26 protein-coding genes are annotated in these 23,685 nt (G+C 63.6%); 4 read left to right on the forward strand and 22 right to left on the reverse strand.

The features are described 5' to 3' along the window. The first annotated feature begins 177 nt into the window (after positions 1-177). The gene (locus tag M1E16_RS02015; protein ID WP_458129067.1) at positions 178-792 is read left to right on the forward strand and encodes a cytochrome b; all 615 of its coding nucleotides are present in this window, start codon (positions 178-180) and stop codon (positions 790-792) included. A gap of 26 nt (positions 793-818) precedes the next feature. On the opposite strand, the gene M1E16_RS02020 is transcribed toward M1E16_RS02015, so the two are convergent. After that, entirely contained in the window at positions 819-2,075 is a 1,257-nt protein-coding gene (locus M1E16_RS02020) for an MFS transporter (protein WP_458130276.1), read from the reverse strand. A gap of 141 nt (positions 2,076-2,216) precedes the next feature. Between M1E16_RS02020 and M1E16_RS02025 the strand changes: the two genes are divergently transcribed. Continuing rightward, a complete protein-coding gene (locus tag M1E16_RS02025; protein ID WP_434602589.1) occupies positions 2,217-3,110 on the forward strand; it encodes a LysR family transcriptional regulator in 894 nt (297 codons plus the stop codon). A gap of 126 nt (positions 3,111-3,236) precedes the next feature. Further along, a complete protein-coding gene (locus M1E16_RS02030) occupies positions 3,237-3,680 on the forward strand; it encodes a DUF2846 domain-containing protein (protein ID WP_434626450.1) in 444 nt (147 codons plus the stop codon). Positions 3,681-3,755: 75 nt separating this feature from the next. Here M1E16_RS02030 and M1E16_RS02035 read toward each other — a convergent pair whose 3' ends face one another. The 20 genes from M1E16_RS02035 to M1E16_RS02130 all read right to left on the reverse strand — a co-directional run bounded on the left by M1E16_RS02035 (position 3,756) and on the right by M1E16_RS02130 (position 21,866). Beyond that, entirely contained in the window at positions 3,756-4,982 is a 1,227-nt protein-coding gene (locus M1E16_RS02035; RefSeq protein WP_434699324.1) for a beta-ketoacyl-ACP synthase, read from the reverse strand. Then, positions 4,982-5,710, reverse strand: a complete 729-nt coding sequence (gene fabG, locus M1E16_RS02040; RefSeq protein WP_458129068.1) for a 3-oxoacyl-ACP reductase FabG — start codon at positions 5,708-5,710, stop codon at positions 4,982-4,984. Before fabG ends, M1E16_RS02035 begins: the two co-directional genes overlap by 1 nt. Beyond that, positions 5,707-6,174 (reverse strand): hotdog family protein, encoded by a 468-nt coding sequence (locus M1E16_RS02045; RefSeq protein WP_458129069.1) that lies wholly within the window; start codon positions 6,172-6,174, stop codon positions 5,707-5,709. The genes fabG and M1E16_RS02045 overlap by 4 nt, the downstream gene beginning before the upstream one ends. Beyond that, on the reverse strand, positions 6,171-7,367 hold the full coding sequence (locus M1E16_RS02050) for a beta-ketoacyl-[acyl-carrier-protein] synthase family protein (RefSeq protein WP_458129070.1): 1,197 nt from the start codon (positions 7,365-7,367) through the stop codon (positions 6,171-6,173). Before M1E16_RS02050 ends, M1E16_RS02045 begins: the two co-directional genes overlap by 4 nt. Continuing rightward, positions 7,364-7,846 carry a DUF3261 domain-containing protein gene (locus tag M1E16_RS02055; RefSeq protein WP_458129071.1) on the reverse strand — a complete coding sequence of 161 codons (483 nt, stop codon included), beginning with the start codon at positions 7,844-7,846 and terminating at the stop codon, positions 7,364-7,366. Before M1E16_RS02055 ends, M1E16_RS02050 begins: the two co-directional genes overlap by 4 nt. Then, complete coding sequence (locus M1E16_RS02060; protein ID WP_458129072.1) at positions 7,843-8,571, reverse strand: class I SAM-dependent methyltransferase; 729 nt, start codon at positions 8,569-8,571, stop codon at positions 7,843-7,845. The genes M1E16_RS02055 and M1E16_RS02060 overlap by 4 nt, the downstream gene beginning before the upstream one ends. Positions 8,572-8,581: 10 nt before the next feature. Next, positions 8,582-9,829: an NAD(P)/FAD-dependent oxidoreductase gene (locus M1E16_RS02065; RefSeq protein ID WP_458129073.1), complete on the reverse strand. Its 1,248-nt coding sequence runs from the start codon at positions 9,827-9,829 to the stop codon at positions 8,582-8,584. After that, entirely contained in the window at positions 9,816-10,973 is a 1,158-nt protein-coding gene (locus M1E16_RS02070) for a sodium:proton antiporter (protein WP_458129074.1), read from the reverse strand. The genes M1E16_RS02065 and M1E16_RS02070 overlap by 14 nt, the downstream gene beginning before the upstream one ends. Continuing rightward, positions 10,970-13,309, reverse strand: a complete 2,340-nt coding sequence (locus M1E16_RS02075; RefSeq protein WP_458129075.1) for an MMPL family transporter — start codon at positions 13,307-13,309, stop codon at positions 10,970-10,972. The genes M1E16_RS02070 and M1E16_RS02075 overlap by 4 nt, the downstream gene beginning before the upstream one ends. Then, positions 13,293-13,886, reverse strand: coding sequence for an outer membrane lipoprotein carrier protein LolA (locus M1E16_RS02080; protein WP_458129076.1), 594 nt, complete (start codon positions 13,884-13,886; stop codon positions 13,293-13,295). The genes M1E16_RS02075 and M1E16_RS02080 overlap by 17 nt, the downstream gene beginning before the upstream one ends. Then, positions 13,883-14,308 (reverse strand): acyl-CoA thioesterase, encoded by a 426-nt coding sequence (locus M1E16_RS02085; protein WP_434653904.1) that lies wholly within the window; start codon positions 14,306-14,308, stop codon positions 13,883-13,885. Before M1E16_RS02085 ends, M1E16_RS02080 begins: the two co-directional genes overlap by 4 nt. Beyond that, positions 14,301-15,845, reverse strand: coding sequence for an HAL/PAL/TAL family ammonia-lyase (locus M1E16_RS02090; RefSeq protein WP_458129077.1), 1,545 nt, complete (start codon positions 15,843-15,845; stop codon positions 14,301-14,303). Before M1E16_RS02090 ends, M1E16_RS02085 begins: the two co-directional genes overlap by 8 nt. Continuing rightward, entirely contained in the window at positions 15,826-16,764 is a 939-nt protein-coding gene (locus tag M1E16_RS02095; RefSeq protein WP_458129078.1) for an LpxL/LpxP family acyltransferase, read from the reverse strand. The genes M1E16_RS02090 and M1E16_RS02095 overlap by 20 nt, the downstream gene beginning before the upstream one ends. Next, positions 16,761-17,495, reverse strand: coding sequence for a glycosyltransferase family 2 protein (locus M1E16_RS02100; protein WP_458129079.1), 735 nt, complete (start codon positions 17,493-17,495; stop codon positions 16,761-16,763). The genes M1E16_RS02095 and M1E16_RS02100 overlap by 4 nt, the downstream gene beginning before the upstream one ends. Before the next feature lie 143 nt (positions 17,496-17,638). Next, complete coding sequence (locus M1E16_RS02105; protein ID WP_458129080.1) at positions 17,639-19,321, reverse strand: AMP-binding protein; 1,683 nt, start codon at positions 19,319-19,321, stop codon at positions 17,639-17,641. Next, positions 19,318-19,863, reverse strand: a complete 546-nt coding sequence (locus M1E16_RS02110) for a hypothetical protein (RefSeq protein ID WP_458129081.1) — start codon at positions 19,861-19,863, stop codon at positions 19,318-19,320. The genes M1E16_RS02105 and M1E16_RS02110 overlap by 4 nt, the downstream gene beginning before the upstream one ends. Further along, positions 19,860-20,114 carry an acyl carrier protein gene (locus tag M1E16_RS02115; protein WP_434570106.1) on the reverse strand — a complete coding sequence of 85 codons (255 nt, stop codon included), beginning with the start codon at positions 20,112-20,114 and terminating at the stop codon, positions 19,860-19,862. The genes M1E16_RS02110 and M1E16_RS02115 overlap by 4 nt, the downstream gene beginning before the upstream one ends. A 9-nt stretch (positions 20,115-20,123) precedes the next feature. Continuing rightward, positions 20,124-20,381, reverse strand: a complete 258-nt coding sequence (locus M1E16_RS02120) for a phosphopantetheine-binding protein (RefSeq protein WP_434570104.1) — start codon at positions 20,379-20,381, stop codon at positions 20,124-20,126. Next, positions 20,362-21,171, reverse strand: coding sequence for a lysophospholipid acyltransferase family protein (locus tag M1E16_RS02125; protein WP_458129082.1), 810 nt, complete (start codon positions 21,169-21,171; stop codon positions 20,362-20,364). Before M1E16_RS02125 ends, M1E16_RS02120 begins: the two co-directional genes overlap by 20 nt. After that, a complete protein-coding gene (locus M1E16_RS02130; protein WP_458129083.1) occupies positions 21,147-21,866 on the reverse strand; it encodes a beta-ketoacyl synthase chain length factor in 720 nt (239 codons plus the stop codon). Before M1E16_RS02130 ends, M1E16_RS02125 begins: the two co-directional genes overlap by 25 nt. Positions 21,867-22,224: 358 nt before the next feature. Here M1E16_RS02130 and M1E16_RS02135 point away from each other — a divergent pair, with 358 nt between their 5' ends. Continuing rightward, positions 22,225-22,998 (forward strand): ParA family protein, encoded by a 774-nt coding sequence (locus M1E16_RS02135; RefSeq protein ID WP_305497306.1) that lies wholly within the window; start codon positions 22,225-22,227, stop codon positions 22,996-22,998. 118 nt (positions 22,999-23,116) lie between these two features. On the opposite strand, the gene trxC is transcribed toward M1E16_RS02135, so the two are convergent. Beyond that, positions 23,117-23,539 (reverse strand): thioredoxin TrxC, encoded by a 423-nt coding sequence (gene trxC / locus M1E16_RS02140; RefSeq protein ID WP_305497305.1) that lies wholly within the window; start codon positions 23,537-23,539, stop codon positions 23,117-23,119. Positions 23,540-23,685 lie beyond the last annotated feature (146 nt).

The raw sequence follows: 23,685 nt of genomic DNA on the forward strand, positions 1-23,685 counted from the left end.
TTTTAACTAAAGAAGTTCAAACAAGGAAAGTCCCTCAACTAGTGCAGATTTTTCCTACAGAGAATACGTCAACGTCTCTGTAAGGTTTCGCCTCCCGTGATAGGACGCGTAGAACAATCTACGCGACTCCAAGAGCGACTTCATGGTCGCTCTTCTTGACGAGTGGTCTGAAACTTTATGAAAACCAGAACTTTAAAGGGAAGCGCGATCGCAGGATTTGACTCTTCGTTGCCCTTGTTTCCCGAATGCCTGCAGAAAAGCCCTCCGAGCTATTCCAAACCGCGGGTACTGCTGCACTGGATATCGGCCTTCATTATTCTGTGGACGCTGGCATCCGGTTTTTATGTGGCCTATGTCCCGGTGCCCGTCTTTATCAAACAATGGATTGGATCGCTCAATGTCTCACTGACAACAGTATTGATTCCGTTGTTTGTCTGGCGACTCTGGTTGTTTTTCTCTAACCTTGAGATCCGGACTGCGGCATCGTCCATGAATAAAAGCCTGGCGCTGGCGGTACATGCAGTGATCTACCTGGTCACCAGCGTCGTGCTGGTCACCGGCGTGCTGATGATGACAACGCCGATCAGCCTGTTCGGGCTCGTCCAGATCCCCCAACCGCTGGATGACGAGCGACTGAACGACCTGGCGTTGACCCTCCACGTTCTGTCCTGCCTGGCGCTTGCGCTGCTCGTCGCATTGCATATTTGCGCAGTGGTCTGGCATGAGTGTTCCGGCCGCAGGGTGCTACGGCGGATGACATTCAAGAAATCTGTAGGCGTGCTCATTCAGTGAGCGCAGGTGGTATTGCGTCAGTGAAGCTAGCCTTGGACGTTGCCGGGGAGCGGCGGCAGCTTCGCCAGTTTCACGGCTACCAGCAATGCCACCAAGAGCAGTGCGCCGATGAACAACCCGGTTCCGTTCCATCCCCCCAGGTGCCACGCGACCCCGCCCGCCGTACCGGCAATGCTCGAGCCGGCGTAATAGCTGAACAAGTACAACGACGAAGCCTGGCCCTTGGCCTTCAGGGCGCGGCGGCCGATCCAGCTGCTGGCCACCGAGTGCGCGCCGAAGAAACCGAAGGTGAACACCAGCATGCCGATGATCACCAGCCAGAGCGGCGTAAACAGCGTCAACAGCAGGCCCGCCAGCATCAACGCGATGGTCGCCCAGAGCATTTTCCGCCGGCCGAGCTTGTCAGCCATTGCCCCGACCTTGGCCGAACTGTAGATGCCGGACAGGTACACGACCGACAGCAACCCGACAAATGCCTGGTCCATATGGTAAGGCGCGGCCAGCAGGCGGTAGCCGATGTAGTTGAACAGCGTGACGAACGCCCCCATCAGTACGAAGGCTTCAAGAAACAGCAGGGGTAGCCCGGCGTCGCGAAAGTGCAGGGTGAAACCGTCCATCAGGCTGCGTGGATGCAACGAGCGTGGGCGGAAGTTGCGCGATTCGGGAAGGATCCGCCAGAACACCGCCGCCGCAACCAGGGCCAGGCCACCGATCACCAGCATCGCGGTATGCCAGCTGACAAAGTCGATCAATACGCCGGTGATCAGCCGCCCGCACATGCCGCCGATGGCGTTGCCGGCGATGTAAAGCCCCATTGCCAGGCCGATGTGCTTGGGATGGATTTCTTCGCTCAGGTAGGTCATCGCCACCGCCGCCAATCCGCTTAACGACAACCCCACCAGGGCGCGCAAGACCAGCACGCCTTGCCAAGTCGGCATCATCGCACTGGCGATCGTGCACAGCGCCGCCGCGAACAGCGCGGCGACCATCACTGATTTGCGGCCGATGCGGTCGGAAATCGGACCGGTGATCAACAGGCCGACGGCAAGCAGGCCGGTCGCCACCGACAGGATCAAGCTGCTCTGGGCGGCGTTGATGGAAAACTCCGCCGACAGCAGCGGCATCATCGGTTGCACGCAATACAACAGCGCGAAGGTTGCAAAACCGCCGCAGAACAAGGCCAACACCGTACGCATGAACAACGGCGTGCCTTTTTCGATATAGATGTCCTTGAGCTCGGCAGCGGCATCATCCTGAGGGCGCGGCGGAATTTCATGGGCCAGTGGAGCGACAGCGGTTTTCACGATGGACCTCGGGGAGCACGGCCTGGCAGGCAATGAAAAAAGCATATAGCCGGCTAATGTTTCTATCCAATATATTGTTCGACCTGTTTAAGACGTTTTGCGACTTGCTGGGAAGGACACATGGAACTGCGTCACTTGCGTTACTTCATCGCGGTCGCCGAAGAGCTGCACTTCGGCCGCGCCGCCTTGGTGCTTGGGATCTCCCAGCCGCCACTGAGCCAACAGATCCAGGCGCTGGAGCAAGAGATTGGTGCACGCCTGTTCGAGCGCACCAACCGTCGCGTCGAACTGAGCGAGGCCGGACGGCTGTTTCTCGAAGAGGCGCGCCGGGTCCTGGCCCAGGTCGACAAGGCTGCCGACGTAGCCCGCCGCGCCCAGTTGGGGGAATTGGGCGAGCTGAAAATCGGCTTCACCTCCTCAGCCCCCTTCAATTCCACCATTCCCCAGGCGATTTTCACCTTTCGCCAGCGCTTTCCCGCAGTCCACCTGAACCTGCGGGAAATGAGCAGCACCCAAGTGGCCGATGCGTTGCTCGACGAGGCCATCGACGTGGGCATCATGCGTCCGCTGCCGCTTCCCGACGCCTTGAGCGAAATCGAACTCAGCCGCGAACCCTTGGTGGCGGTGCTCAGCTCCAAGCACCCGTTAGCCCAGGGCAGTGACAAAGGCCTGTTTCTCGCTTCGCTGGCCGAGGAACCGTTCGTGTTTTTCCCCCGCAGCTACGGCAGCGGTCTCTACGCCCAACTGTTGACGCTGGCCCGCGACGCCGGTTTCAGCCCGCACTTCGCCCAGGAAGCGGGCGAAGCCATGACCATCATCGGCCTGGTGGCGGCGGGGCTGGGCGTCTCGGTCTTGCCGGCGTCTTACCAGCGCATGCGTATCGACGGCGTGGTCTACCGGTCATTGCTCGACCCGGCGGCGGTCTCGGCAGTGTGGCTGGTCCAGCGCAAGGACCAGCGTTCGCCGATGGCGAAGGCGTTTGTGGCGCTGTTGACAAGCAATCCCTTGAGTTGACTTCTGCGCGCGGAACCGCGGTGGCGCAGAGGCTATGATTTATCTCCGGAACGCGCTTTTCGCTTGAGTTTTCCTGCAGGTCAGCCGATACGCTCATGTTCGACCAACCCACCATGGAGAAACAGGATGTTCAAGCAGTTGACCTTTACCGCCTTGCTGGCAGTTGCCACGCTGACCACAGGGTGTGCTTCGGTAAAAATGGCGGATGATTCCCAAGACGCGCGGGCGAAAACCTTCCAGACTTCCCCTGACAAAGCGAACATCTACGTTTATCGCAACGAGAGTATGGGCGCCGGGGTAAAAATGCCCGTAACGCTCAACGGCAAGGCTGTCGGGCAGACTGTTGCCAAGTCGTACTTGATGCTGTCGGTGCCGGCTGGTCAACAGACCCTTGTTTCGTCTGCGGAAAATGACTCAGAGCTCAAGCTCAGCACCGAACCAGGCAAGAATTATTTCGTCTGGCAGGAAGTGAAAGTGGGCTTCATCAAAGCTCGTAACAACCTGCAGGTTGTTGATGACAAAACCGGTCGCGCCGGGGTGTCTGAAAGCAAGCTGATCCAAGCCGAGTAGCCCGGCTGTCCTTGAGCCGGACTGTTTAGAGGGCACCCAAGGGTGCCCTTTTTCTTTCCAGTTCCTGCGATTGCTTCAACGCCAGCGCCGAAAAATCAGCGAGGTGTTGACCCCGCCGAAGGCGAAGTTGTTGTTCATCACGTACTCGTTGCTCATGCTGCGAAACTCGTTGCGAAGGTAATCGAGACGGCCGCATTCGGGATCGACTTCGTCGAGGTTGAAGGTGTGCACGTAGCGGTCACGGTTCAGCATTTCGATGCTGAACCAGGATTCCAGGGCTCCGCAGGCGCCCAGGGTGTGGCCGAGGAAGCTTTTTTGCGAACTGATGGGCATGTGTTCGCCAAACAGGCTGCTGGTGGCGAGGGTTTCGGCAATGTCGCCCTGCTCGGTGGCGGTGCCGTGGCCGTTGACGTAGCCAATGGCGGACGGTTCGAGGCCGGCGTCTTCCAGGGCCAGTTCCATGGCGCGGCGCATGGTGCTCAATTCGGGGCGGGTGGCGTGCTGGCCGTCGGCATTGCTGCCGAAGCCGACGATCTCGGCGTGGATCCGCGCGCCACGGGCCAGGGCGTGTTCAAGTTCTTCGAGCACCAGCATGCCGGCGCCCTCGCCGATCACCAGGCCATCGCGGCCCTTGTCGTAGGGTCGCGGGCTGGTTTGTGGGGCATCGTTTTTCAGGCTGGTGGCGTAGAGCGCATCGAAGACCATTGCTTCGGTCGGGCACAGTTCCTCGGCGCCGCCGGCGAGCATCAACGGCAGGCGGCCGAACTTGATCGCCTCGTAGGCATAGCCGATGCCATGGCTGCCGCTGGTGCAGGCGCTGGAAGTGGGAATCAGGCGCCCGGTCAGCCCGAAGAAGATGCTGATATTGGCCGCCGTGGTATGCGGCATCATCCGCACGTAGGAGTTGGCGTTCAAACCTTCGGCGACGCTGTTGAGCAGCATGTTGCCGAAGGCCTTGATCTCATCGGTGCTTCCCGTGGAGGAGCCGCACGACACACCCATGCGTCCATCCTTGATCGACGGGTCGTCCAGCAGGCCAGCGTCGGCCAGGGCCTGTTCCGCCGAGCCCACCGCCAGGCGGGAAACCCGACCCATGCTGCGCAGTTGCTTGCGGGTCCAGTGGGCCGGAACCTGAAAGTCGTCCACGGGCCCGGCCAGGCGGGTGTTCAGTTCGCTGAAGCGGTCCCACTCGTGCATGCGCCGGATGCCGCTGCGGTTGGCGGCGAAGTGGGTCGCGATAGTCTCCCAATCGCTGCCCAGGGAGGTGATGCCGGCCATGCCGGTGACGACGACGCGCTTCATCAGCACAGGCCTCCATTGACGGCCAGGACTTGCCGGGTGATGTAGCCGGCTTCGGCGGACATCAGGAAATTCACCGCGCTGGCCACTTCTTCAGGCGTACCCATGCGCTGGGCGGGAATCATTTTCATCAGTTCTTCCACGGGGACGTTTTCATCGAGCATGGCGGTGTCGATCAACCCCGGCGCGACGCAGTTGACGGTGATCTTGCGCTTGCCCAGCTCGATTGCCAACGCCTTGGCCGCGCCAATCAGGCCCGCCTTCGAGGCGCTGTAGTTGACCTGGCCACGGTTGCCGATCAGGCCGGACACCGATGTGATGCAAACGATTCGTCCGGCGGCGCGGCGGCGAATCATCGGCATCATCACCGGGTGGAGCACGTTGTAGAAACCGTCGAGATTGGTGCGCATCACGCTGTCCCAGTCGTCCTCGCTCAGGGCGGGGAACGCGCCGTCGCGGGTCAGGCCGGCGTTGAGCACCACGCCGTAATAGGCGCCGTGGGTTTCCACGTCGGCCTCGAGGATGGTCTTGCAGACGGCGCGATCGGAGACGTCGAATTGCAGCACCCGGGCATTGCGGCCCAAGGCCTGGATTTGCGCCTGTACGGCTTCGGCCTCGGCGCGACCGCTGCGGCAGTGCAAGACGATGTCGTGGCCGGCCTGGGCCAGGCGCAGGGCGATGGCGCGGCCGATGCCACGGCTGGAGCCGGTGACCAGTACGGATTCAGTCATGGCTGGTTTCCTGTTGCGGGCGGTTCATTGAGGTACTGCGCGGCGTGGGGCGGGCGGAACACGTTCAACCGTGCGCTGGCATGGATGCCCGGCGCGCGGATGTGGCATTCGAACACACCCATGCCGTTGTCGTCTTCCAGCGATCGGATGCCGTGCAAGGTCAGCTCGGTGCCGAGGGGGAAATATTCGACGTTGCATTCGAACTTGCGGGTTCCGAGCAAAAAGCCCAGCTCCACGGCATCGCCGCGTTGACGTGCGTGGCAACCGGCAAACGCCGCGACGCTCTGGGCCATCAGCTCGATGCCGACCCAGGCCGGCAGCGCGCCGTCGTCGCGGTTGAACAGACCGCCGGGCCTGACGGTGGCGAGGGTGTGGATCTGCTCGTCATCAAAGGACAGGATCCGGTCGATGAGAATCATGTCGCCGGCGTGGGGCAGCAGTTCGGCGAGCGGCCAGTCAATCATTGCGCGTCTCCGATAATCAGGCTGACGTTGTTGCCGCCGAAAGCAAACGAGTTGCTCATCAGGCGACGGGGCAGGTTCGGGGGCAAGCGGGTGTCGGACGTTACCCAGTCCAATGCCGGCAACTCGGGGTCGGCCTGGCCGTCCCAGACGTGCGGCGGCAGGGCCTGTGCGGTATTTTCACCGGACAGGGCCAACCAGCAGAACGCAGCCTCCAATGCGCCCGCCGCGCCGAGGGTGTGGCCGGTTAGCGGCTTGGTCGACGAGCAGGGCACGCCGGCCGGGAACAGGCCGGCCACTGCGTGGCTTTCCATGGCGTCGTTATGTTGCGTGGCGGTGCCATGCAGGTTCAGGTAGTCGATCTGGCTGGCGTCCAGGCCGGCGCAGCGCAAGGCTTTTTCCATGGCCTGGCGGGCACCCCGGCCGCTGGGTTCCGGCGCGGAAATGTGGTGCGCGTCGGAACTGGCGCCGTCGCCGAGCAGGGCAATCGAGTGCCCAGCCGACGGGGTCCTGCTCATGAGAAACAGCACCGCCGCTTCGCCGATGTTGATGCCGCTGCGGTTCACCGAGAACGGGTTGCAGCGCTCGCCCGAGACCGCTTCCAGCGCTGAAAAGCCATTGAGGGTCAGCTTGCACAAGCTGTCCACGCCACCGCAAAGCACCGCGTCGCACATCCCCAGGTCGAGCAGGCGGCGAGCGCTCATCAGGGCCCGAGCGCTGGAGGTGCAAGCGGTCGAGATCACGTAGGACGGGCCGCTCAGGCCAAGCCAGTCGGAGAGAAAGTTGGCGGGCGCGCTGAGTTCCTGCTGCTGGTAGTCGTAACCTTCGGGGAATCGTTGCTCGCGCAGATAGTGGGCAATGCCCTGGCTGGCCTCGTCGATGCCCGAAGTGCTGGTCCCCAGCACGATGCCGATGCGCGCACGACCGTAAGCCTGGATGGCCTGATCGATCTCGGGACGAATCTGTAACCCGGCTTCGAGCAGCAGCTGATTGTTGCGGCTGCGTTGCGCCGCCATGGATTCAGGGATAGCGGCGAGCTCTCCGGTTACGCAAGCCACCGGCAATGCCCGTTCGGCTACCCAGCCGGCTTCGACGCGCACGCCTGCGCAGTCGCCGGCAAACAGGTTGCGGGCAACGTTTTGTTTGCCTCGACCCAGGGCGCAAATCACGCCCAAGGCGTTCAAATAAGCGGTCATCGTGCGCTCTCGCTCAACGGTGTAATGCGGTAATGCGGCCCCTGCGGCAGGCTCAATTGAAAATCCAGCGGTTGCGTGTAGCGCACCTGCCAGCGGGTATCGAGCGTTCGTCGAGCGTCTTGCTGCCGGGCGGTCGGGTAACGGCCGGCCAGTTCCGTCTCGGGGGTCAGGGCAAACAGCAGGGCGGCGAACAATTCCCGGGCTTCGGCATTGGGCGGCAGCAGGCCGTCCGCTTGCCATTGGCTGTCGACCAGGCGCTGGCGAGCAACGGGAATGCCCAGCGGATCCATCATCGACCAGCGGATGCCGGCGCTTTCGCGCTGAATCACCAGCAGCCAATCCTGGCGCTGGCCGTCCAGTTGCCGTTCGACGTGCAATTGCAGCGGCAGCGCCAGGGTCGGCATGCGCTCAGGCAGTGGTGTCTGGCTGGCGCAGGCGCTGAGCAGCAAGAGTAAACCTGCAAGCAGTCCACGGATCATCCGGCGACCCCTTCGAGCGGCTTGCGGGCCACCACATTGACCAGGGTTTCCTCGCGCTCGCCAAACGGCCTGGGCCGGCGCAGGCCCCAGCGTTCCAGCAGGCCGAAGTCCCTGGCGCGGCTCCACCACAGGTACGGATAGGAGACGTTGCAGTCTTCGAAGCGGAACCCTTGATTGGCGATCATCGCCAGGTATTGCGCGGCGCTTTTCTGCACCTGCATCGGGTGGCGGAACAGCCAGCGGATCACCCAGGTATCGATGTAGGCCTTGGTGGATTCGGCAAACAGCAGGTAGCCGCCGGGCTTGAGCACGCGATAGAACTCGGCGAGGGCTTTTTCCTGTTCCACCAGGTGATGGAAGGTCTGGTGGCAGAACAGCAAATCGACGCTGGCATCGGGCACCGCCAATGTCGCGCAGTCGCTGCCGATCAGCTCCACCGCCATGCCCTGGCGAGCCGCTTCCTCGGCGCTCAGATTCAGGCTGTGAGGGTCGGCGTCGACGCCAATCAGGCGTTGCGGCGCGAACACCTGGCGCAGATACCGGAACGATTTGCCCTGGCCGCAACCGGCATCCAGCAGCACCGGATTTGCCGGCGGCGGCGTGCTGAACAGGCTGCGCAGATCGTCGATGGCCACGCGCAGCACATGGTGCTGCCAGGTGTGGCTGCGCAGGAACCAGAAACCGAAGCGGGTTTCCTCGACGTAGTTGTCGCTCAGGTAGCTCATGGTCGCTTGCTCATGGCGCCGGGCTCGCGCAGATTTCCGAAAGCATGCGCAAGCGCCGCTTGGGTTCGCTGACGAACGGGTTGCGCTGGTCCCAGGCATAGCCGGCGAGGATCGCGCTGATCATGCGGCGAATGTCGGCGGAGCCTTCGCTGTAGAAAATCACATCTTGGAAAGTACCGGCGTACCAGCCCTCGACGTAGCAGCGGAAGGTATCGACGCCGCGCTTGAGCGGTTCGGCGAACTCGCTCTGCCAATCCACCTGTTCACCTTGCAGCTGACGATGCAGCACGCCGGCGGCCATGCTTGCCGAGCGCATGGCGATGGTCACGCCGGAAGAAAACACCGGGTCGAGGAATTCCGCGGCGTTGCCCAGCAGGGCGAAGCCAGGGCCATGGAGGGTCTTGACGTTGGCCGAGTAACCGCCGATGGTCCGTGCCGGCGTGTCCCACACGGCATTGCCCAGTACGCTGGCCAGGCTTGGGGTTTCGTTGATGAAGCCGCGCAGGCAGGCATCGAGGTCGTCGGTGCGGCCTTCGAAATGCTCCGCCGCGGCGACCACGCCGACCGAGCAACGACCGCCGCTGAACGGAATGGTCCAGAACCACACGTCGCGCTGGGTCGGATGTGTGGTGATGAGGATTTTTTCCCGATCGAATGCCGGGCTGTCGATGCGGTCTTCGATGTGGGCGAACACCGCCTGGCGCGGCGGGAAGTTCGACGGCGCCTCAAGGTCCAGCAGGCGCGGCAGGACCCGGCCGTAGCCGCTGGCGTCAAGGACGAAGTCTGCCTCGACGCGGTACTCGCTGCCGTCTTCGCGCTGCACCCCCAGTTGCGGTTTGACCAAGCTGAAATCGGCGCTGGCGATGGCCTGGCCGTAGCGAATTTCCACGCCTTGCAGCGCTGCCTGATCGGCCAGCAACTTGTCGAAGTCGGCGCGCTGGACCTGGAACGTGGTGGGCTTGCCTTCGCTGAAGGTGTCGCCGAAATCGAAGGCGCTGTATCGCTCGCCCCAGGCGAATGCCGCGCCATTCTTGCGCTGGAACCCGGCGGCGTTGACCGCCTCGAGCATGCCGGCTTCCTCGACGAAATCCAGGCAATGGGACAGCAGGCTTTCGCCAATGGAGAACCGAGGGAAATGCTGGCGCTCGATGACCAGCACATCGTGGCCCTTGCGCTTGAGCAGTGCGGCGGCGATGGCGCCGGAAGGGCCTGCGCCGATGATGACGACCTGTCGACGTTCCATTTCAACTGTTGGCACTGGGGCTCCTCGCCGGGACGGCAATCGAGGGAATACGGTGAAAGCCGGCCAGGGCCGGCAGCAATGTGGCGAACAACCCCATCAGCATCAGCGCGAAATACAGCGCCGGGCTGATGAGTTGCTGTTGCAGCAGCAGATTGAGAAAGACGATTTCACTCAAGCCGCGAATATTCAGCAGGATGCTTTCCCGAAAGCGGCTGGCACCGGCGAACGAGGCTCCGGCCCAACCCAGCCCCAGCCAGTTGCCCAGCAGTTTGCTGGCAATCGGCAACAGCAGCAACGCCGCCAGCTGGACCCAGCCGAGGCTGGCCAGGGCGCTGTGCACATTGATCTGCACAATGCCGAACGTCAGGATCAAGGGGATGGCCAGGTAGGTCTGCAACCTGTGCATCCACGCGGCGCCGAGCGGCAATACCAGCGGCACTTTGAGCGCCGCCATGCACAGCAGATAGCCGATACCGGTGATCAGCGCGTTGAGCCGGTAATGCTCGGCCACCACCAGCAGGGCAAAGAACAGGCCACTGTGCAGCAAGGGTTGGCGCAGGCCCGCCAGTCGCAGCAGCAACGGCACGCCGGCGGCGGCCAGCGGCAGCAGCAGGCTGGCCAGGTGCAGGCTGCCCTGGGCCAGGGCGAACAGGCTCCAGCAGATCAGGTCGATCAGGATCGCCGTCTGCACCAGGCGGCGGGTCGCGTCGGGCGGGTAGGCGATGTGGCGCAGATACAGATACAGCACGGGTATCGCCGTGATCGCGAACAGCAGCCCCACCGCCAGCGAGCTGATCCACGGTTGCGGCGGCAGCAGCCAGAACGCGGTCGCCAGGCCGCAGGCAAACGGCACGCCAAAGCTCGGCAGGGCGATCTTCACGCTCTGGCGGTCGAGGCGCAGGTCGATCACATCGCTGAGGATATGCCCGAGCAAGAGGGCGAACGCCAGGCTGTAGAGGTTCTTCAACCACACCGGCGAGACCAGTTGCGCACCGCTGAGGTGCCAGCCCGGTTCGATCCAGAAATACATCAGCAAGGGCAGGCCGAACGTCGCCAGCAGCAACTGGCTGACAATCGGGATCAGCCCGCAGCGCCGCCCGACAATCGTCGCCACGGCAAACAGCGCCAGGGCCATCAACCAGAACAGCAGGGTCATCATTGCACCGGCTCCGTAGCGGCATTCGCATGGGCCTGCTGCCCGGCCCACGGCGCCAGCATGAAGCTGAACGCCAGCCCCAGGCTCACCGCGAGGCCGAAATTGCTCACGGCCGGCGTGCTGGACAACGCCAGCAGGCCGAACGACAGCCAGGTGGTGGTCGCCGCCAGCAGCGTGCCCAGCAGGCTCACGGCGGCCCCGCCGATCCGTTCACGCATGAGGATGGCGTAGTCGACCCCGATGGCCGTCACCAGCAACAGGCCGAACAGACTGAACAGCGTCAACGGCTGCCCCAGCCAACCGAGGCTCGCCAGGCTGCACAGCGCGGCCAACAGCGGCAGGGCGACGACGCGTAGGGCCCCGCCGACGCCGAACGGCCAGATCAGCACCAGCACGATCAGCACGCAGGACGCCAGCTTCAGTTCGGCGGCGCTGACCTGCGTGGCGGCGAAGACGCGGTTGAGGTCGCCGAGGCGATCCACCAATTGCACGCCGGGCAGATCCACCGCTTGAACGCGAAGCAACGCGGCATCGTTCAAGCCTTGCAGGCTGACCACCGCCGCCACGCCTTGGCCTGTCGGGCCGAGCCAGAGCATGCGGTAGGTTTCGGCCAGCGGCCCGCTCAATGCGGCATCGATGTCGGCGGTTGGCAAGGCCTGCAACTGCTTCAACTCCGCTTGCAGCGCGGCGAGCGGTACGCCGAGGTCCAGCAGCGGTTGCCAGAACGCCGGCAACCGCGCCAGGGCCGCGCGGAGTTTTTCCTGTTCGGCGGGTGGGCTGACCAGTTGATTGAGGGACAGGTAGCCCTGGAGTTTTTCCAGGCCGATCAACTGGTCGAGCCGCTCGTTGAGGGCGGTCTGGCGTTCGAGCAACTGCGCTTGATCATCGGCACGGATCAGGAAGAACTGGCTGGTCGGCTGGAAACCGGTGATGCGCGCGACATCGCGGGCTTCGTCGGTCAGGTGCTGGGGCGTGCCGATCCACTGGCGGATGTCGTTCTTGCTGGTCAGTTGCCAGAGGCCGCCACCACAGAAGGCCAGCAACAAGGCCAGCAGAATCGGCGTGCGCACCCGCGCCAGCAGCACTTCGCGACACCTGAGCAGGTTATCGCAGAGGCGTAGCGGCCATTGCGCTGGGCGCAGGTCGGCGTGCTTGAGCAGGGCCGGCAACAGGCAGACCGCCGACAGATAGGCGCCGACCAGGCCGGCGGCAGAGAAGATAGCAATCTGGGTCAAGGCCGGGAAGGGCGTCCAGGCCAGCGCCAGATAGCCGATGCAAGTGGTTGCCAGGCTCAGGCTCAGCCCCGGCAGGGTCAGGCGCAGGGCCGGCCAGCTGCGCCATGGCTTAAGGCTCCAGCTTTTGGACAGGTAGTGCAGCGGGTAATCCACCGCCACGCCGATCAGGCTCGAACCCAGGACCAGGGTCATCACATGCATGCGCCCGAACAGCGCCACGCACGCCACTGCGCCGAACAATATGCCGACCAGCACCGGCACGAACGCCAGCCACACGGCAAAGCGTCGGAACGCCAGCAACAGTAGCATCAGGATGCCGACCGTCGCGCCGCCGCCGACCCAGGTGATCTCGCGCGAAGCCTGTCGCTGGCCACTGGCGGCATACAACAGGCCGCTGGCCGCCAGCAATTGGCCCTGGGCCTGGCTGGCTTGATCACGGCTGCGTTGCAGTAGATCGGCGACTTGCAGCGGCAGCTGCATGTCGAAGGCGTTACCCTGGGTACGCGCTCGCAGCATTACCCAATGCTTGCCATCGGCTTCGGCGACCAGCGCGCCGCTGCCCACGTCCAGTTGTATCGCGCCGCGTTGTGGCTGGCTGTTCTGGATGCGCCCGGTCAGGCCGAGCCAGTCGTCCTGGCTGGGCACCAGGCTGAAGCCGCTGAACGGGTCGAACAGGGCCTGTACCCGCTGCTGGATAAACGCCTGGGGCTGCTCGATCAACTGTTGCCGGTCGACTGCCGAGAGCATCGCCAAGCGGCCATCCAGCAACTGCGAACGAAGCGCCGGCAAGTCGGCCTGGAGCGTCCATTGGACCTTGTCGAACAGCCCGCTGGCCTGCCATTGCTCGCCGAGGGCTTGCGCCAGGGCGATGGCCTGCTGGCGATCGGCGTGGCCGACCAGCACCAGGATCTCGCGATTGAGCGGTTCCTGCATGCGCTGTTCAGCGACAAGCTCCAAGGCGTCCGGGGATGTGCCCGGGACCAGTTCCATGAGATTGGCCGACAGCGGCGCACCGTTGCGCCATTGCCAACCGGCGAGCGCGAGCACCGCCAGCAGCAGGACCAGGAACAGCCTCGGTAGCCTGCGTTCACTCGGCAAAGTCATGTTGCTCCGCTTCGCTCAAGGGTTGCGCGCCGGTAGCGTCTTGCATCCGCAGTACGGTGCTGTCGCCCTGGGTTTCCAGCAGTTCGATGCGCTGGACCAGTTCGCCGCCGTCGATATTGATCTGCTTGAAGACTTGTTTGAGCAGCACCGAGCGTGGGGTCAGGGTGAGTTTCCACTGCTGCGGCTGGCCCGACAGGCTCAGCTCGAAATCCCGCTGCAAGCCGCTGCTGTCGCCCTGCAACACCGCCAGGAACAGGCGGTTCTGCTCGGCGCCGGCGCTCTTGTTCGGCAGCATCTGCCAGGCGTTGCCATCGCGCCGGGCGATACCTTTGGCCGTGATGCGGTAGTCCTGTTGCAGCGGCGTCTGCAGCAGCCACAGCAGGCCGTGGTTTTTCGCCAGCACGAAGCGGCCCTTGCTGATCAGCGGCTGGGGCAGGGCGCGCAGATGTTTTTCCTGGATGAACTGGCCGTGGATCACCTCCGGGCGGGCCAGTTGCTCGCTCAATTGCTGCAGGTCGAAGGCCTGGGCCAGCGGTGCCAAGCCACACAGCAGCAGCCAGATGAACAGGCATTTCATGACAGTTTCCTCTCGACGGCTTCGACAAATACCCGAGGCGAGGCCAGCAGCATTTCACGGCTGGCCATGTCCACGGCCACCTGCACCGAACTCGCCCGGGTCAGGCGTTCGCCGGTGGCGGCGTCGCTGATCAGGTAATTGATCTTCAGCCGGTTTTCCCACTCCACCAGGCTGGCGCGCACGGTCAGGGTCTGGCCGAACACCGCGCTGCGCACATAGCGTAACTGCAAGTCGATGATCGGCCAGGCATGGCCGGACTCGAGCATGTCGTTGTAGTTGTGGCCGATCAGGTCGAGCAAGGCGCAGCGGGCCACTTCGAGGTATTTGACGTAGTGGCCGTGCCAGACCACGTTCATCGAGTCGACGTCGAAAAACGGCACCACGATCCGGGTGTCAACGTGCAGAACGCCCTGGCTACGCATGCAGCCTCCAGTGTTGCTCGGCGATGCGTTGCAGGCACACGCGCAATTCGCCTTCCAGGGCGCGATCTTCGATGACCGGCGGGAAGTCTTCGGCCAGTTGCCGGTGCATGGCGGCCAGCGCTGGCGGCAACGGTCGCGCGTCGTCGACACGGCTGCGCAGCCACACGCCCTGATTGGCCGCCAGCAAGGTCGCGGCGGCCACCTGTTCGGTCAGCTCCAGCACACGGATCGCGTCCCGGGCGGCGATGGTGCCCATGCTGACCTTGTCCTGGTTGTGGCATTCGGTGGAGCGCGAGAACACGCTGGCCGGCATGGTGTTCTTCAAGGCTTCGGCGGTCCAGGCGCTAGTGCCGATCTGCACGGCCTTGAAGCCATGGTTGAGCATCGCCCGCTCGGCGCTGGCGCCGGACAGGTTGCTCGGCAGGCCATGGTTGTAGCGCTCGTCCACCAACAGTGCGAGCTGGCGGTCGAGCAGGTCGGCGACGTTGGCCACCAGGTTTTTCAGACTGTCCATGGCAAAGGCGATGTGCCCGCCGTAGAAATGCCCGCCATGCAGCACACGCTCGGCTTCGGCGTCGATGATCGGGTTGTCGTTGGCGCTGTTGAGCTCGGTTTCGATGAACGAACGCAGCCAGCCCAGGCTGTCCGCCAACACCCCTAGTACGTGGGGGGCGCAGCGCAGGGAGTAGCGATCCTGCAGGCGATGCAGCGGCGCGGTCGGCGCGTCGATGGCCAGGTCCTTGCGCAGCCACGCGGCGACCTGCATCTGGCCCGGGTGTGGCTTGGCGGCGAACAGGCGCTCGTCGAAGTGCTCCGGGTTGCCTTGCAGGGCGACGACATTCAGCGCGGTGATCCGGGTCGCCAGTTGCAACAGGTAATCGGCGCGGGCGAAGGCCAGGCAGGCCAGGCCGGTCATCACTGCGGTGCCGTTCATCAGCGCCAGGGCTTCCTTGGGTCGCAGCACCAGCGGCGTCCAGCCCAGTTCGCGGTGCACGTCGGCGGCCAGCCGGCGCTCGCCACGGAATATGACCTCCCGTTCACCAGACAGCGTGGCGGCGACGTAGGACAGCGGCGTCAGGTCGCCACTGGCGCCCACCGAGCCTTCTTCCGGAATCAACGGCAGGATGTCGTGTTCGAGGAAGGCCTGGAGCCGTTCCAGCAGCTCCACTCGCACGCCTGACACGCCGTGGCACAGCGACTGCAACCGCGCGGCCAGCACGGCGCGGGTAGCCTGGGCATCGAGGAGCTTGCCCAGCCCGCAGCCGTGGAAGGTGTACAAGTGCCGCGGCAAGGCTTCGACATGGTGCAACGGCACGGCCACCACGCAAGAGTCACCGTAGCCGGTGGTCACGCCATAGATGACGCCTTCCTTGTCCAGCAATGAGTCGAGGAATTGCGCACCCTTGGCAATGCGCTGGCGGAACGCCGGGTCCGCCTGCAATTGCGTCGGCGCCTGACGGTTGGCCAGGGCCAGCACGTCTTCGATGCGCAAGGCGTGTTCGCCGAAAGTTACCGGCTCAGGAATGGGCTTGGTCATCGGTCTTCCAGAAAGGGTAAAAGTTGAACCACTGTTGTGGCGCCTGGAGGCAATACTGCGCCAGGCGGCCGGCGTACAGGCCGGCCCAATGGGCGATCAGCTGTTCGCGCTCGTTGCGTTTCCAAACCACGGCATCGGCGAACGGTTCGAGGGTGACGCGATAACGTCCCTCGTGCTTGAGGCACATCAGCAGGTTGACCGGGCATTTCAACAGGCCGGCCAGCAGCCAGGGCCCTTGCGGGAAGGCGGCCGGGTGACCCATGAAATCCACCGTCACGCTGCGCCCGCCATGCAGGGGCACGCGGTCGCCGGCGATCGCCAGCCATTCGCCGCGCTCCAGGCGTTCGCTCAGTTGCAGCATTATCAGCGGGTCCAGCTCGCTGACCTGGATCAACCGCAGGTGCGTGGCGCCGGCCTCGCCGAGCAAACGATTGAACTGCTCGGCGTGCTTGGTGTGCACCAGCACGTTCATGGTGACTTTCTCGCCCAGTTCGGCCAGGGCCCGGCACATTTCCAGATTGCCCAGATGCGCGCCCACCAGCATTTGCCCACGGCTGTCGCGCAGGTGATTGCGCAGCAGCGCCGGGTCGACGATTTCGATCTGCTCGATGCTCAGTTTGCCGTTCCAGACGTCGAGTTTGTCCAGCAGCGAGTCGGCAAAGGCCATGAACTGTCCGAACACTCGCCGGTGCGTCGGGCGCAGCTCGGGCTGGCGGCTCCAGTCGGCGAGCCGCTGCTGGTACTGCCACGCCGCTTGCCGGGCACTGCGCCCGAAAACGAAGAAATACAGGACGATGCCGTACAGCACCGGCGTGAGAAGCCTTCGGCCAAGGACCTTCGCAGCCAACGCGGTGAGTTTCATCAGCCAGAAACTGCCGCGCTCCTGGCGGTCCGCCCAGTGTTGTTTGTCTGTGCTCATGCTCGCCACCGCCGCCAGAGAATCACCGGCAAGCGCACCAGCATGCCGAAGAACAACCGAGTGTGCATGCGCGAAATCAGCACGTTGTCATGGAACAGGCGAAAGTGCGAAACCCCGTCCAAAGGGTAATGCACACGGGTGCGCAACCAGCGCATCGGCTGGTTGCGCCAGGACAGGCGCACCAGGATGTCCGAATCGAAGTCCATGCGCTTGCCGATGTTCGCCGAGTCGATCAGTGCCAGGGTCGGGGCCAGCGGATAGACCCGGAAGCCGCACATCGAATCGCGGATCTGCAGGGACAGGCTGTTGATCCAGACCATCACGTGAGTCAGGTAGCGTGCGTACAGGCGCCCCTTCGGCACGCTGGCGTCGTACAGCGGATAGCCGCAGATCAGCGCGTCCGGGTGGGCGCGGGATTGCTCGATGAAGGTGCGCACGTCGCCAAGGTCGTGTTGCCCATCGGCGTCGACCTGCAAGGCGTGGCTGAAACCCAGCCGCGAAGCCTCCCGCAGGCCGGTCATCACCGCGCCGCCCTTGCCCTGGTTCACCGCCAGCCGGACCAGGTGAGCCCGCTCGTGCCCGGCCAGTTGCTCCAGCACCGCCGCGCAGGCCGGGCTGCTGGCGTCGTCCACCAGCACGCAGGGCAAACCGTTGCCAAGCAACGTCTGGACCACCGTCGCAATGGCGGTTTCGTGGTTGTAGACCGGGATGACGGCGCAGGGGTTATGCATGCGGTATGTCTCGGCGGCTGAGGAGCATTTTGTGGCGAGGGAGCTTGCTCCCGCTGGGCTGCGAAGCAGCCCCTGATTTTTCAAGAGCGAGCGCTTCGCACTCGAGCGGGAGCAAGCTCCCTCGCCACAGGACAGCGGTGCGGTTAGTCATCGGCCACCCCCAGAACAATCCGCCCACTGGAGCACGCCGCGGTGTCATTGCGATAGGTGAAATACAACTTGCCGCGCTCGCGATCGAAGCGCAGGTGTAGCTGGATTTCATCGCCGGGGCGCACCAGTTGCTGGAATTTCAGCACTTCCATGCCGACGAACCGTGGCGGCAACTCCATCAGTTGGCGGCCCAGGTTCAGGGCCCAGTCCACCTGCACCACGCCGGGCAGGACCGGCGCGGTGGGAAAATGACCGCTGAAGTACGCCAGGTCTGGCGGCACGGCCAGGCGCAGGTTCCATTCGCCGTCGGTCTCGCCTTGGTCGAGCACTTCAGGCGCCTTCGGACGTGGCGCCATCAGCAAAGCTTCGACCTCGGCCTGGGCCAGTTTGCCCTGGGCGTTGAACGGCAGTTGCCGCAGCCAGCGCCAGCGTCGCGGCAGGGCCAGGGTTTCGCAATGTCCGCTCAGGTGCTGGCGCAGGGCCTCGGTCATGGCTCGTCGGCCCAGGTTGCGCAAGGCATGCAGGCCGGTTTCGCTGAGCACCAGCAGTGCGCCGAGAGAAGCACGATTTTCCTGGACCACCCCCAGCCGTGCTTCGCTGACCCAGTCGTGGGCCGTCAGCGCCTGCTCCAGCATTGGCAACGAGATACGTTTTTCTTCAAGCTTGACGATGCGATCCAGGCGGCCGAGCAATTCGAAGCGCCCATCCTCGGTGATACGCGCCGCGTCGGCGGTGTGCTCGACATGGCCGCTTGGGAGATAAGGCGAAGCAATCAGCAGGGCACCGTCACTGTCCTGGCTCAGTTCGACGCCGGCAAAGGGTCGCCAGAGGTCGCCGCCCTGACGCCAGGCGATACCGCCGGTTTCCGAGCTGCCGAACACTTCCGTTGGCCATTGTCCCAGGCGTTGCTGAAGGCTGCGGGCTGCTTCGGCCGGCAGTGCGCCGCCGGAGGAGAACACCCGACGTACGCTGCTCAAGGCCGGCCAATCGAGATTGTCGCCCATGCGCTTGAGCAGCGCCGGGCTGGCGACCCAGGCAAATGCCGGATGCTCGCGACTGGCGCGCTGAAGGTCTTCCGGGAAAGCCAACTGCCGGCGCACAAAGGTGCGTCCGGCGCATAACGGCCACAGCACCCGGAACAGCAGACCGTAGATATGCTGGGTGGCGACGCTGCCGATCATGCAGGCCTGCGGACCGAGGTCGGCGCCCCACAATTGCTCCAGCGCCTGGACTTCATTGCTCAGCTGGCGCAGGGTTTTCTCGATGCGCTTGGGCTCGCCACTGGAGCCGGAGGTGCACAAGGTCAACCAGCACTGATCGAGGTCCAGTTCGGCGGCCTCCAGCGGCGCCTGGCGGATCTCGTCGGGCCGGGCGTCTGCGGGCAGGTCGGTCAGCCACAAGTCGACGTCGGCCGACCAGCGCTGGCGGGTTTGCGCTTGCAGGTCGGCGGGCAGCAGCACATGCGCCCCGGCGCGCCAGGCGCCGAGCAGGGCCACCGCGAGGTCGGCGGCATCTTCGAAATGCACGGCCACGCGCCGGATGTCCCGGGCTTGCAGGCCCGCGGCCAGGCACAGCGCGTCGTCGCGCAGTTGCGCGTGGTTTAATGCCGGGGCGACTGCAACAACACGGTCCGGCTGGGCCTTGAGCAGCATCTGCTCAAGTGTTATCCAATTCATGGGCGGCCTCTTACCCGTTGTCGTATGAGCCATTCAATGGCAAACATCAGGCCCATCAGTCCGTAGGAAATCAGGCCGGTGTACAACGTCCACCAGCTCAGCGGCGCCCAAAGCGTCAGGACCGCAGCGAGCACACCGTTACACAGGAAAAACACACTCCAGGCCACTGTCACCTGGCGGGTATAGATCACCGCCCTGGCCGGCAATTGCGGTTCCCGCAGGCGGGCCAGGCGCTCAACCATCGGCGGGCCATATTTCAGGCTCAGGGTGAACAGCCCGAGCATGAACGCGCTGATCAGCACCGGATACCAGCGCAGCAGGAGCGGGCTGTCGAACACCGCGAGCAATACACAAAAGGTAATCGCCGAGGCCGCCATCCAGCGATTGCCGGGGTTGCCTTTGCCGAGCAACGCCCGGGCCAGCCACAGGCCACCCAATAACAGCCCGAACTGCCATGGAGCAAAGTGCTCCATGCCGAAATACACCGCGAAGGGGTACAGCAGGCCCGCCAGCAGCAGGCCGAGGCCAATCAGCCGGCTCATGCGGCCGGTTGGACCAGTCGATAGACCGCCTCGACCACGTCGTTGACGGTGCGCACCGACTTGAATTCTTCGGCGGCAATCTTCTTGCCGGTCTGGCGCTTGATGTGGTCGATCAGGTCGACCGCATCGATGCTGTCGATTTCCAGATCCTGGTACAGGTTGGCTTCCAGCGTCACGCGATCGGGCTCCAGCTCGAAGAGCTCGACCAGGGCAGCACGCAGAATGTTGAAAATGTCGTCGCGAGTTTGCATGGTCCGGTCTCAGGGGCGTTTTGCAGTGACGAAGGCCGCAAGGCTTGCCACATTGCTGAAATGGTTACGGGTGTCCTTGGCGTCGGCGTCGATCTTGATGCCGTACTGCTTCTGAATCGCCAGGCCGAGCTCCAGGGCATCCACCGAATCCAGGCCCAGGCCTTCGCCGAACAGGGTCTGGTCGTCGCCGATGTCCTCGACGGCGATGTCTTCCAGGCCAAGGGCGTCGATGATCAGCTGTTTGATGTCACGGTGCAGATCGCTCATCTTCGGCGAGCTCCTTGATGTAATAGTGATGCAGAAAATCGTTGAGCCGGCGCGAAGCCTGCGGCGGGGGGCCAAGCGCGGTGAAGGCTTGTGGGTCTATATCGGCCCCTACGCGAAAACTGAAGTGCACGCGCCGCTGGGGGATGCGATACCAGGGTTCGGCCTTGGTCAGGGTGGTGGGGCTGACCTTGATCGTCACGGGTGTGAGGATCTTCGCGCCCCGCAGGGCGATGGCCGCGGCCCCGCGATGAAAGGCCGGCGCCTGGCCTGGCTGGGTGCGCGTACCTTCGGGAAAGACGATCAGGCACTGGCCGTCTTGCAGCGCGTCACTGGCAGCATCGAGCATGTCCATGCTGCCGTCGTTGCTGATGTATTGCGTCGAGCGCAGCGGGCCACGGGTGAAGGGATTGGTCCAGAGGCTCTGCTTGACCACGCAGTTGGCGTCGCGCACCAGCCCGATCAGGAACACCACGTCGATCAGCGAGGGGTGGTTGGCGATGATCATCTGCCCGGGCCGGCCGAGTTTCTCCGCGCCGTCGATTCGATAGGTGAGCACGCCGGTACGGGCCATGAACCGGATGAAGAACCAGAACAGGCGTCCAACCGTGCGGCGGGCCCGTTGCCGATGGGCCGTGGGATCGCCGGGTAACGCACTGAGCAGCGGGAACACCACCAATCGCAGGCACAGCCCGCCCAGCCCGAAGAGGGCGAAGCTTGCAGCGGTCGCGAGCAGGCGCCAATAGTAGGCGTCGCGATGTTTACCGGTCACCGGTCGCGTTGCCAGGTCCATAGACGATTCTTCCAGGCATGTTGGCAGGTGGTGTCGTTTTCCAGCAGCTTACGCAGCAGATCCAGGGCATGGGGCCAGTCGCTGCCGGGCATCGGTGCCGGCGGGCTGGATAATTCAAGTTGCCAGTCGTCTCCCGAAGTCAGCAGGAGCCCCAGCGCGTAGGGAAACGGCACGTCGTTGACCCACGGCGCGTACACCTGCGGTGGTTGCTCTTCAGTGATCACCAGCAGTACCGCCGGCGCACCCTCGTTCAGCAGTGCGGCGGCCTCCAGCATGCCGTGCTCCAGGCCGTCGCCGGTAGCGGCGAGGGCGGTCATCTCGCTGGTTTCGCCGCGCATGATCGACCACAGGCCTATGACGGCGTTATGCACCGACAGGCTGAACTGTGTCGGCGATAAAGGCTGATCGGCTGCCAGGTCCTTGAGAATCTCAAAAGTGCGCGGGGTTTCGCCGTGACGGGAAATAAAGACCAACGGCAGGTCCGGCCGACCTTCGGCCAGTGGCCAGGCGACGCTGAACGCCATGCGCGCCAGGCGGCTGAGTCGGCGGCGCTGCATGGCGGGCAGGAACGACACGTCAGGGGCCGCATCGCTGATGGGCGGCACGGCCGGTTGTCGGCTCCATGCCTGCCAATCGTCCACGCTTTCGAGCCCAGGGGCCCATGCGCGCCATTGGGCGATGTTGAAATTGATCACAGACTCATCCCACCCCTGCGGGCTTTTTCTTGTCACGGTTCAGTGGCTTGACCCGCGCCCAACCCTGCATGGCCTTGCGGCCCAAGTGGCGCGCATTATCCCGGTGCGGTTGGCTTGTAGCAAATGCTGGTTACATTTTGTCCAGAGAAATCCGTCGGCTGGTCAGCCCCGGTTCGGGCATGGCCATTATTGCGGTTGTGTCGAGGCTGTCTGTCGGACGCTTCTGTCACTTGGTCGGGGTATTGACGCTCGGTTGTCCGAAAAAGCCACCGACACTGTAATCCGTCCATGACCGAGGTAGCGAAGCGGCGCCTTGGCCTACTACACTCGGGAATCTTTGATACACGGAGGTTTTGTCATGCGGCGTGTGGTGTTCAATCAGAAAGGTGGCGTGGGCAAGTCCAGCATCGCCTGCAATCTGGCGGCGGTCAGCGCCAGCGAGGGTTATCGCACGCTGTTGGTGGACCTGGATGCCCAGGCCAACTCCACTCAATACCTGACTGGCCTGACCGGCGATGACATCCCCATGGGAATCGCCGACTTCTTCAAGCAGACCCTGTCTTCGGGGCCGTTCTCGAAGAAGAACAAGGTCGATATCTACGAGACGCCGTTTGACAACCTGCATGTCATCACTGCCACGGCAGAATTGACGGATCTGCAGCCCAAGCTTGAGGCGAAACACAAGATCAACAAGCTGCGCAAGCTGCTTGAAGAGCTGGACGAAGATTACGACCGGATCTACCTGGATACACCGCCAGCCCTCAACTTCTATGCGGTTTCGGCGTTGATCGCGGCTGATCGGGTACTGATTCCTTTCGATTGCGACAGCTTCTCTCGCCAGGCGCTGTATGGCCTGATGGCGGAAATCGAAGAGCTGAAGGACGACCATAACGAAGGCCTGGAAGTCGAAGGCATTGTCGTCAACCAATTCCAGGCCCGCGCCAGCCTGCCGCAGCAGATCCTCGACGAATTGATTGCCGAGGGCTTGCCGGTACTGCCGGTGTACCTGAGCAGTTCGGTGCGCATGCGTGAGTCGCACCAGGCGAGCCTGCCGCTGATCCACCTGGACCCGCGGCATAAGCTGACCCAGCAGTTTGTGGAATTGCATAATCTGCTGGAAAACGCCGACTGACTGGCTTGCACAAGTCCACTGTGGGAGCGAGCCTGCTCGCGATATCGGTGGCACATTCGACATTGGGGCTGCCTGACAGTCCGCTTTCGCGAGCAGGCTCGCTCCCACGGTGCTGAGGTCAGATCCCCTGGCCGCGCAACCAACTCATCAGCTGTGGCAAAGGAAACGCCCCGCTCTGCCTGGCAACCTCCCGGCCATCCTTGAACAGAATCAGGCTGGGAATCGAGCGAATCCCCAGCTGCGCCGACAGTTGTTGATTGGCCTCGCTGTCGAGCTTGGCCAGTCGGCATTTACCCGCCAGCTGCGCGGCGGCCTGTTCGAAGACCGGCGCGAAGGACTTGCACGGACCGCACCAGTCCGCCCAGACATCCACCAACAGCGGCAGGTCGCCCTTGATCTGGCTGGCGTAGTCGCCTTGCTTGAGTTCGAACGGTTCGCTCAATAACACCTGGGCCTTGCAACGTCCGCACTTGGGCTGGTCGCCCAGGCGTTCGGCGGGGATGCGATTGAGGCCGTTGCAATGAGGGCAGGGGATCAGCATCGGGTCGGTCTCCTGAAAATCGTTGGCACAACACTATACGCAAATCACAAAAAAACCTGTGGGAGCGAGCCTGCTCGCGAAGGCGGAGGATCAGTCAAGAATATCGACTGTCGGACCGTTTTCGCGAGCAGGCTCGCTCCCACAGG

The sequence above is a fragment of the Pseudomonas sp. Z2-11 genome (assembly GCF_054161305.1).

Excerpts from the sequence above, each read along its gene's own strand:
- M1E16_RS02085 (WP_434653904.1), bottom strand. The coding sequence starts at position 14,308 with ATGCGTAGCCAGGGCGTTCTGCACGTTGACACCCGGATCGTGGTGCCG.
- M1E16_RS02120 (WP_434570104.1), bottom strand. The coding sequence starts at position 20,381 with ATGAGCGATCTGCACCGTGACATCAAACAGCTGATCATCGACGCCCTT.
- fabG (WP_458129068.1), bottom strand. The coding sequence starts at position 5,710 with ATGACTGAATCCGTACTGGTCACCGGCTCCAGCCGTGGCATCGGCCGC.
- M1E16_RS02075 (WP_458129075.1), bottom strand. The coding sequence starts at position 13,309 with ATGACTTTGCCGAGTGAACGCAGGCTACCGAGGCTGTTCCTGGTCCTG.
- M1E16_RS02050 (WP_458129070.1), bottom strand. The coding sequence starts at position 7,367 with ATGACCGCTTATTTGAACGCCTTGGGCGTGATTTGCGCCCTGGGTCGA.
- M1E16_RS02115 (WP_434570106.1), bottom strand. The coding sequence starts at position 20,114 with ATGCAAACTCGCGACGACATTTTCAACATTCTGCGTGCTGCCCTGGTC.
- M1E16_RS02055 (WP_458129071.1), bottom strand. The coding sequence starts at position 7,846 with ATGATCCGTGGACTGCTTGCAGGTTTACTCTTGCTGCTCAGCGCCTGC.
- M1E16_RS02080 (WP_458129076.1), bottom strand. The coding sequence starts at position 13,886 with ATGAAATGCCTGTTCATCTGGCTGCTGCTGTGTGGCTTGGCACCGCTG.
- M1E16_RS02060 (WP_458129072.1), bottom strand. The coding sequence starts at position 8,571 with ATGAGCTACCTGAGCGACAACTACGTCGAGGAAACCCGCTTCGGTTTC.
- M1E16_RS02125 (WP_458129082.1), bottom strand. The coding sequence starts at position 21,171 with ATGGACCTGGCAACGCGACCGGTGACCGGTAAACATCGCGACGCCTAC.
- M1E16_RS02105 (WP_458129080.1), bottom strand. The coding sequence starts at position 19,321 with ATGAATTGGATAACACTTGAGCAGATGCTGCTCAAGGCCCAGCCGGAC.
- trxC (WP_305497305.1), bottom strand. The coding sequence starts at position 23,539 with ATGCTGATCCCCTGCCCTCATTGCAACGGCCTCAATCGCATCCCCGCC.
- M1E16_RS02015 (WP_458129067.1), top strand. The coding sequence starts at position 178 with ATGAAAACCAGAACTTTAAAGGGAAGCGCGATCGCAGGATTTGACTCT.
- M1E16_RS02035 (WP_434699324.1), bottom strand. The coding sequence starts at position 4,982 with ATGAAGCGCGTCGTCGTCACCGGCATGGCCGGCATCACCTCCCTGGGC.
- M1E16_RS02070 (WP_458129074.1), bottom strand. The coding sequence starts at position 10,973 with ATGATGACCCTGCTGTTCTGGTTGATGGCCCTGGCGCTGTTTGCCGTG.
- M1E16_RS02135 (WP_305497306.1), top strand. The coding sequence starts at position 22,225 with ATGCGGCGTGTGGTGTTCAATCAGAAAGGTGGCGTGGGCAAGTCCAGC.
- M1E16_RS02045 (WP_458129069.1), bottom strand. The coding sequence starts at position 6,174 with ATGATTGACTGGCCGCTCGCCGAACTGCTGCCCCACGCCGGCGACATG.
- M1E16_RS02025 (WP_434602589.1), top strand. The coding sequence starts at position 2,217 with ATGGAACTGCGTCACTTGCGTTACTTCATCGCGGTCGCCGAAGAGCTG.
- M1E16_RS02110 (WP_458129081.1), bottom strand. The coding sequence starts at position 19,863 with ATGAGCCGGCTGATTGGCCTCGGCCTGCTGCTGGCGGGCCTGCTGTAC.
- M1E16_RS02090 (WP_458129077.1), bottom strand. The coding sequence starts at position 15,845 with ATGACCAAGCCCATTCCTGAGCCGGTAACTTTCGGCGAACACGCCTTG.
- M1E16_RS02095 (WP_458129078.1), bottom strand. The coding sequence starts at position 16,764 with ATGAGCACAGACAAACAACACTGGGCGGACCGCCAGGAGCGCGGCAGT.
- M1E16_RS02100 (WP_458129079.1), bottom strand. The coding sequence starts at position 17,495 with ATGCATAACCCCTGCGCCGTCATCCCGGTCTACAACCACGAAACCGCC.
- M1E16_RS02030 (WP_434626450.1), top strand. The coding sequence starts at position 3,237 with ATGTTCAAGCAGTTGACCTTTACCGCCTTGCTGGCAGTTGCCACGCTG.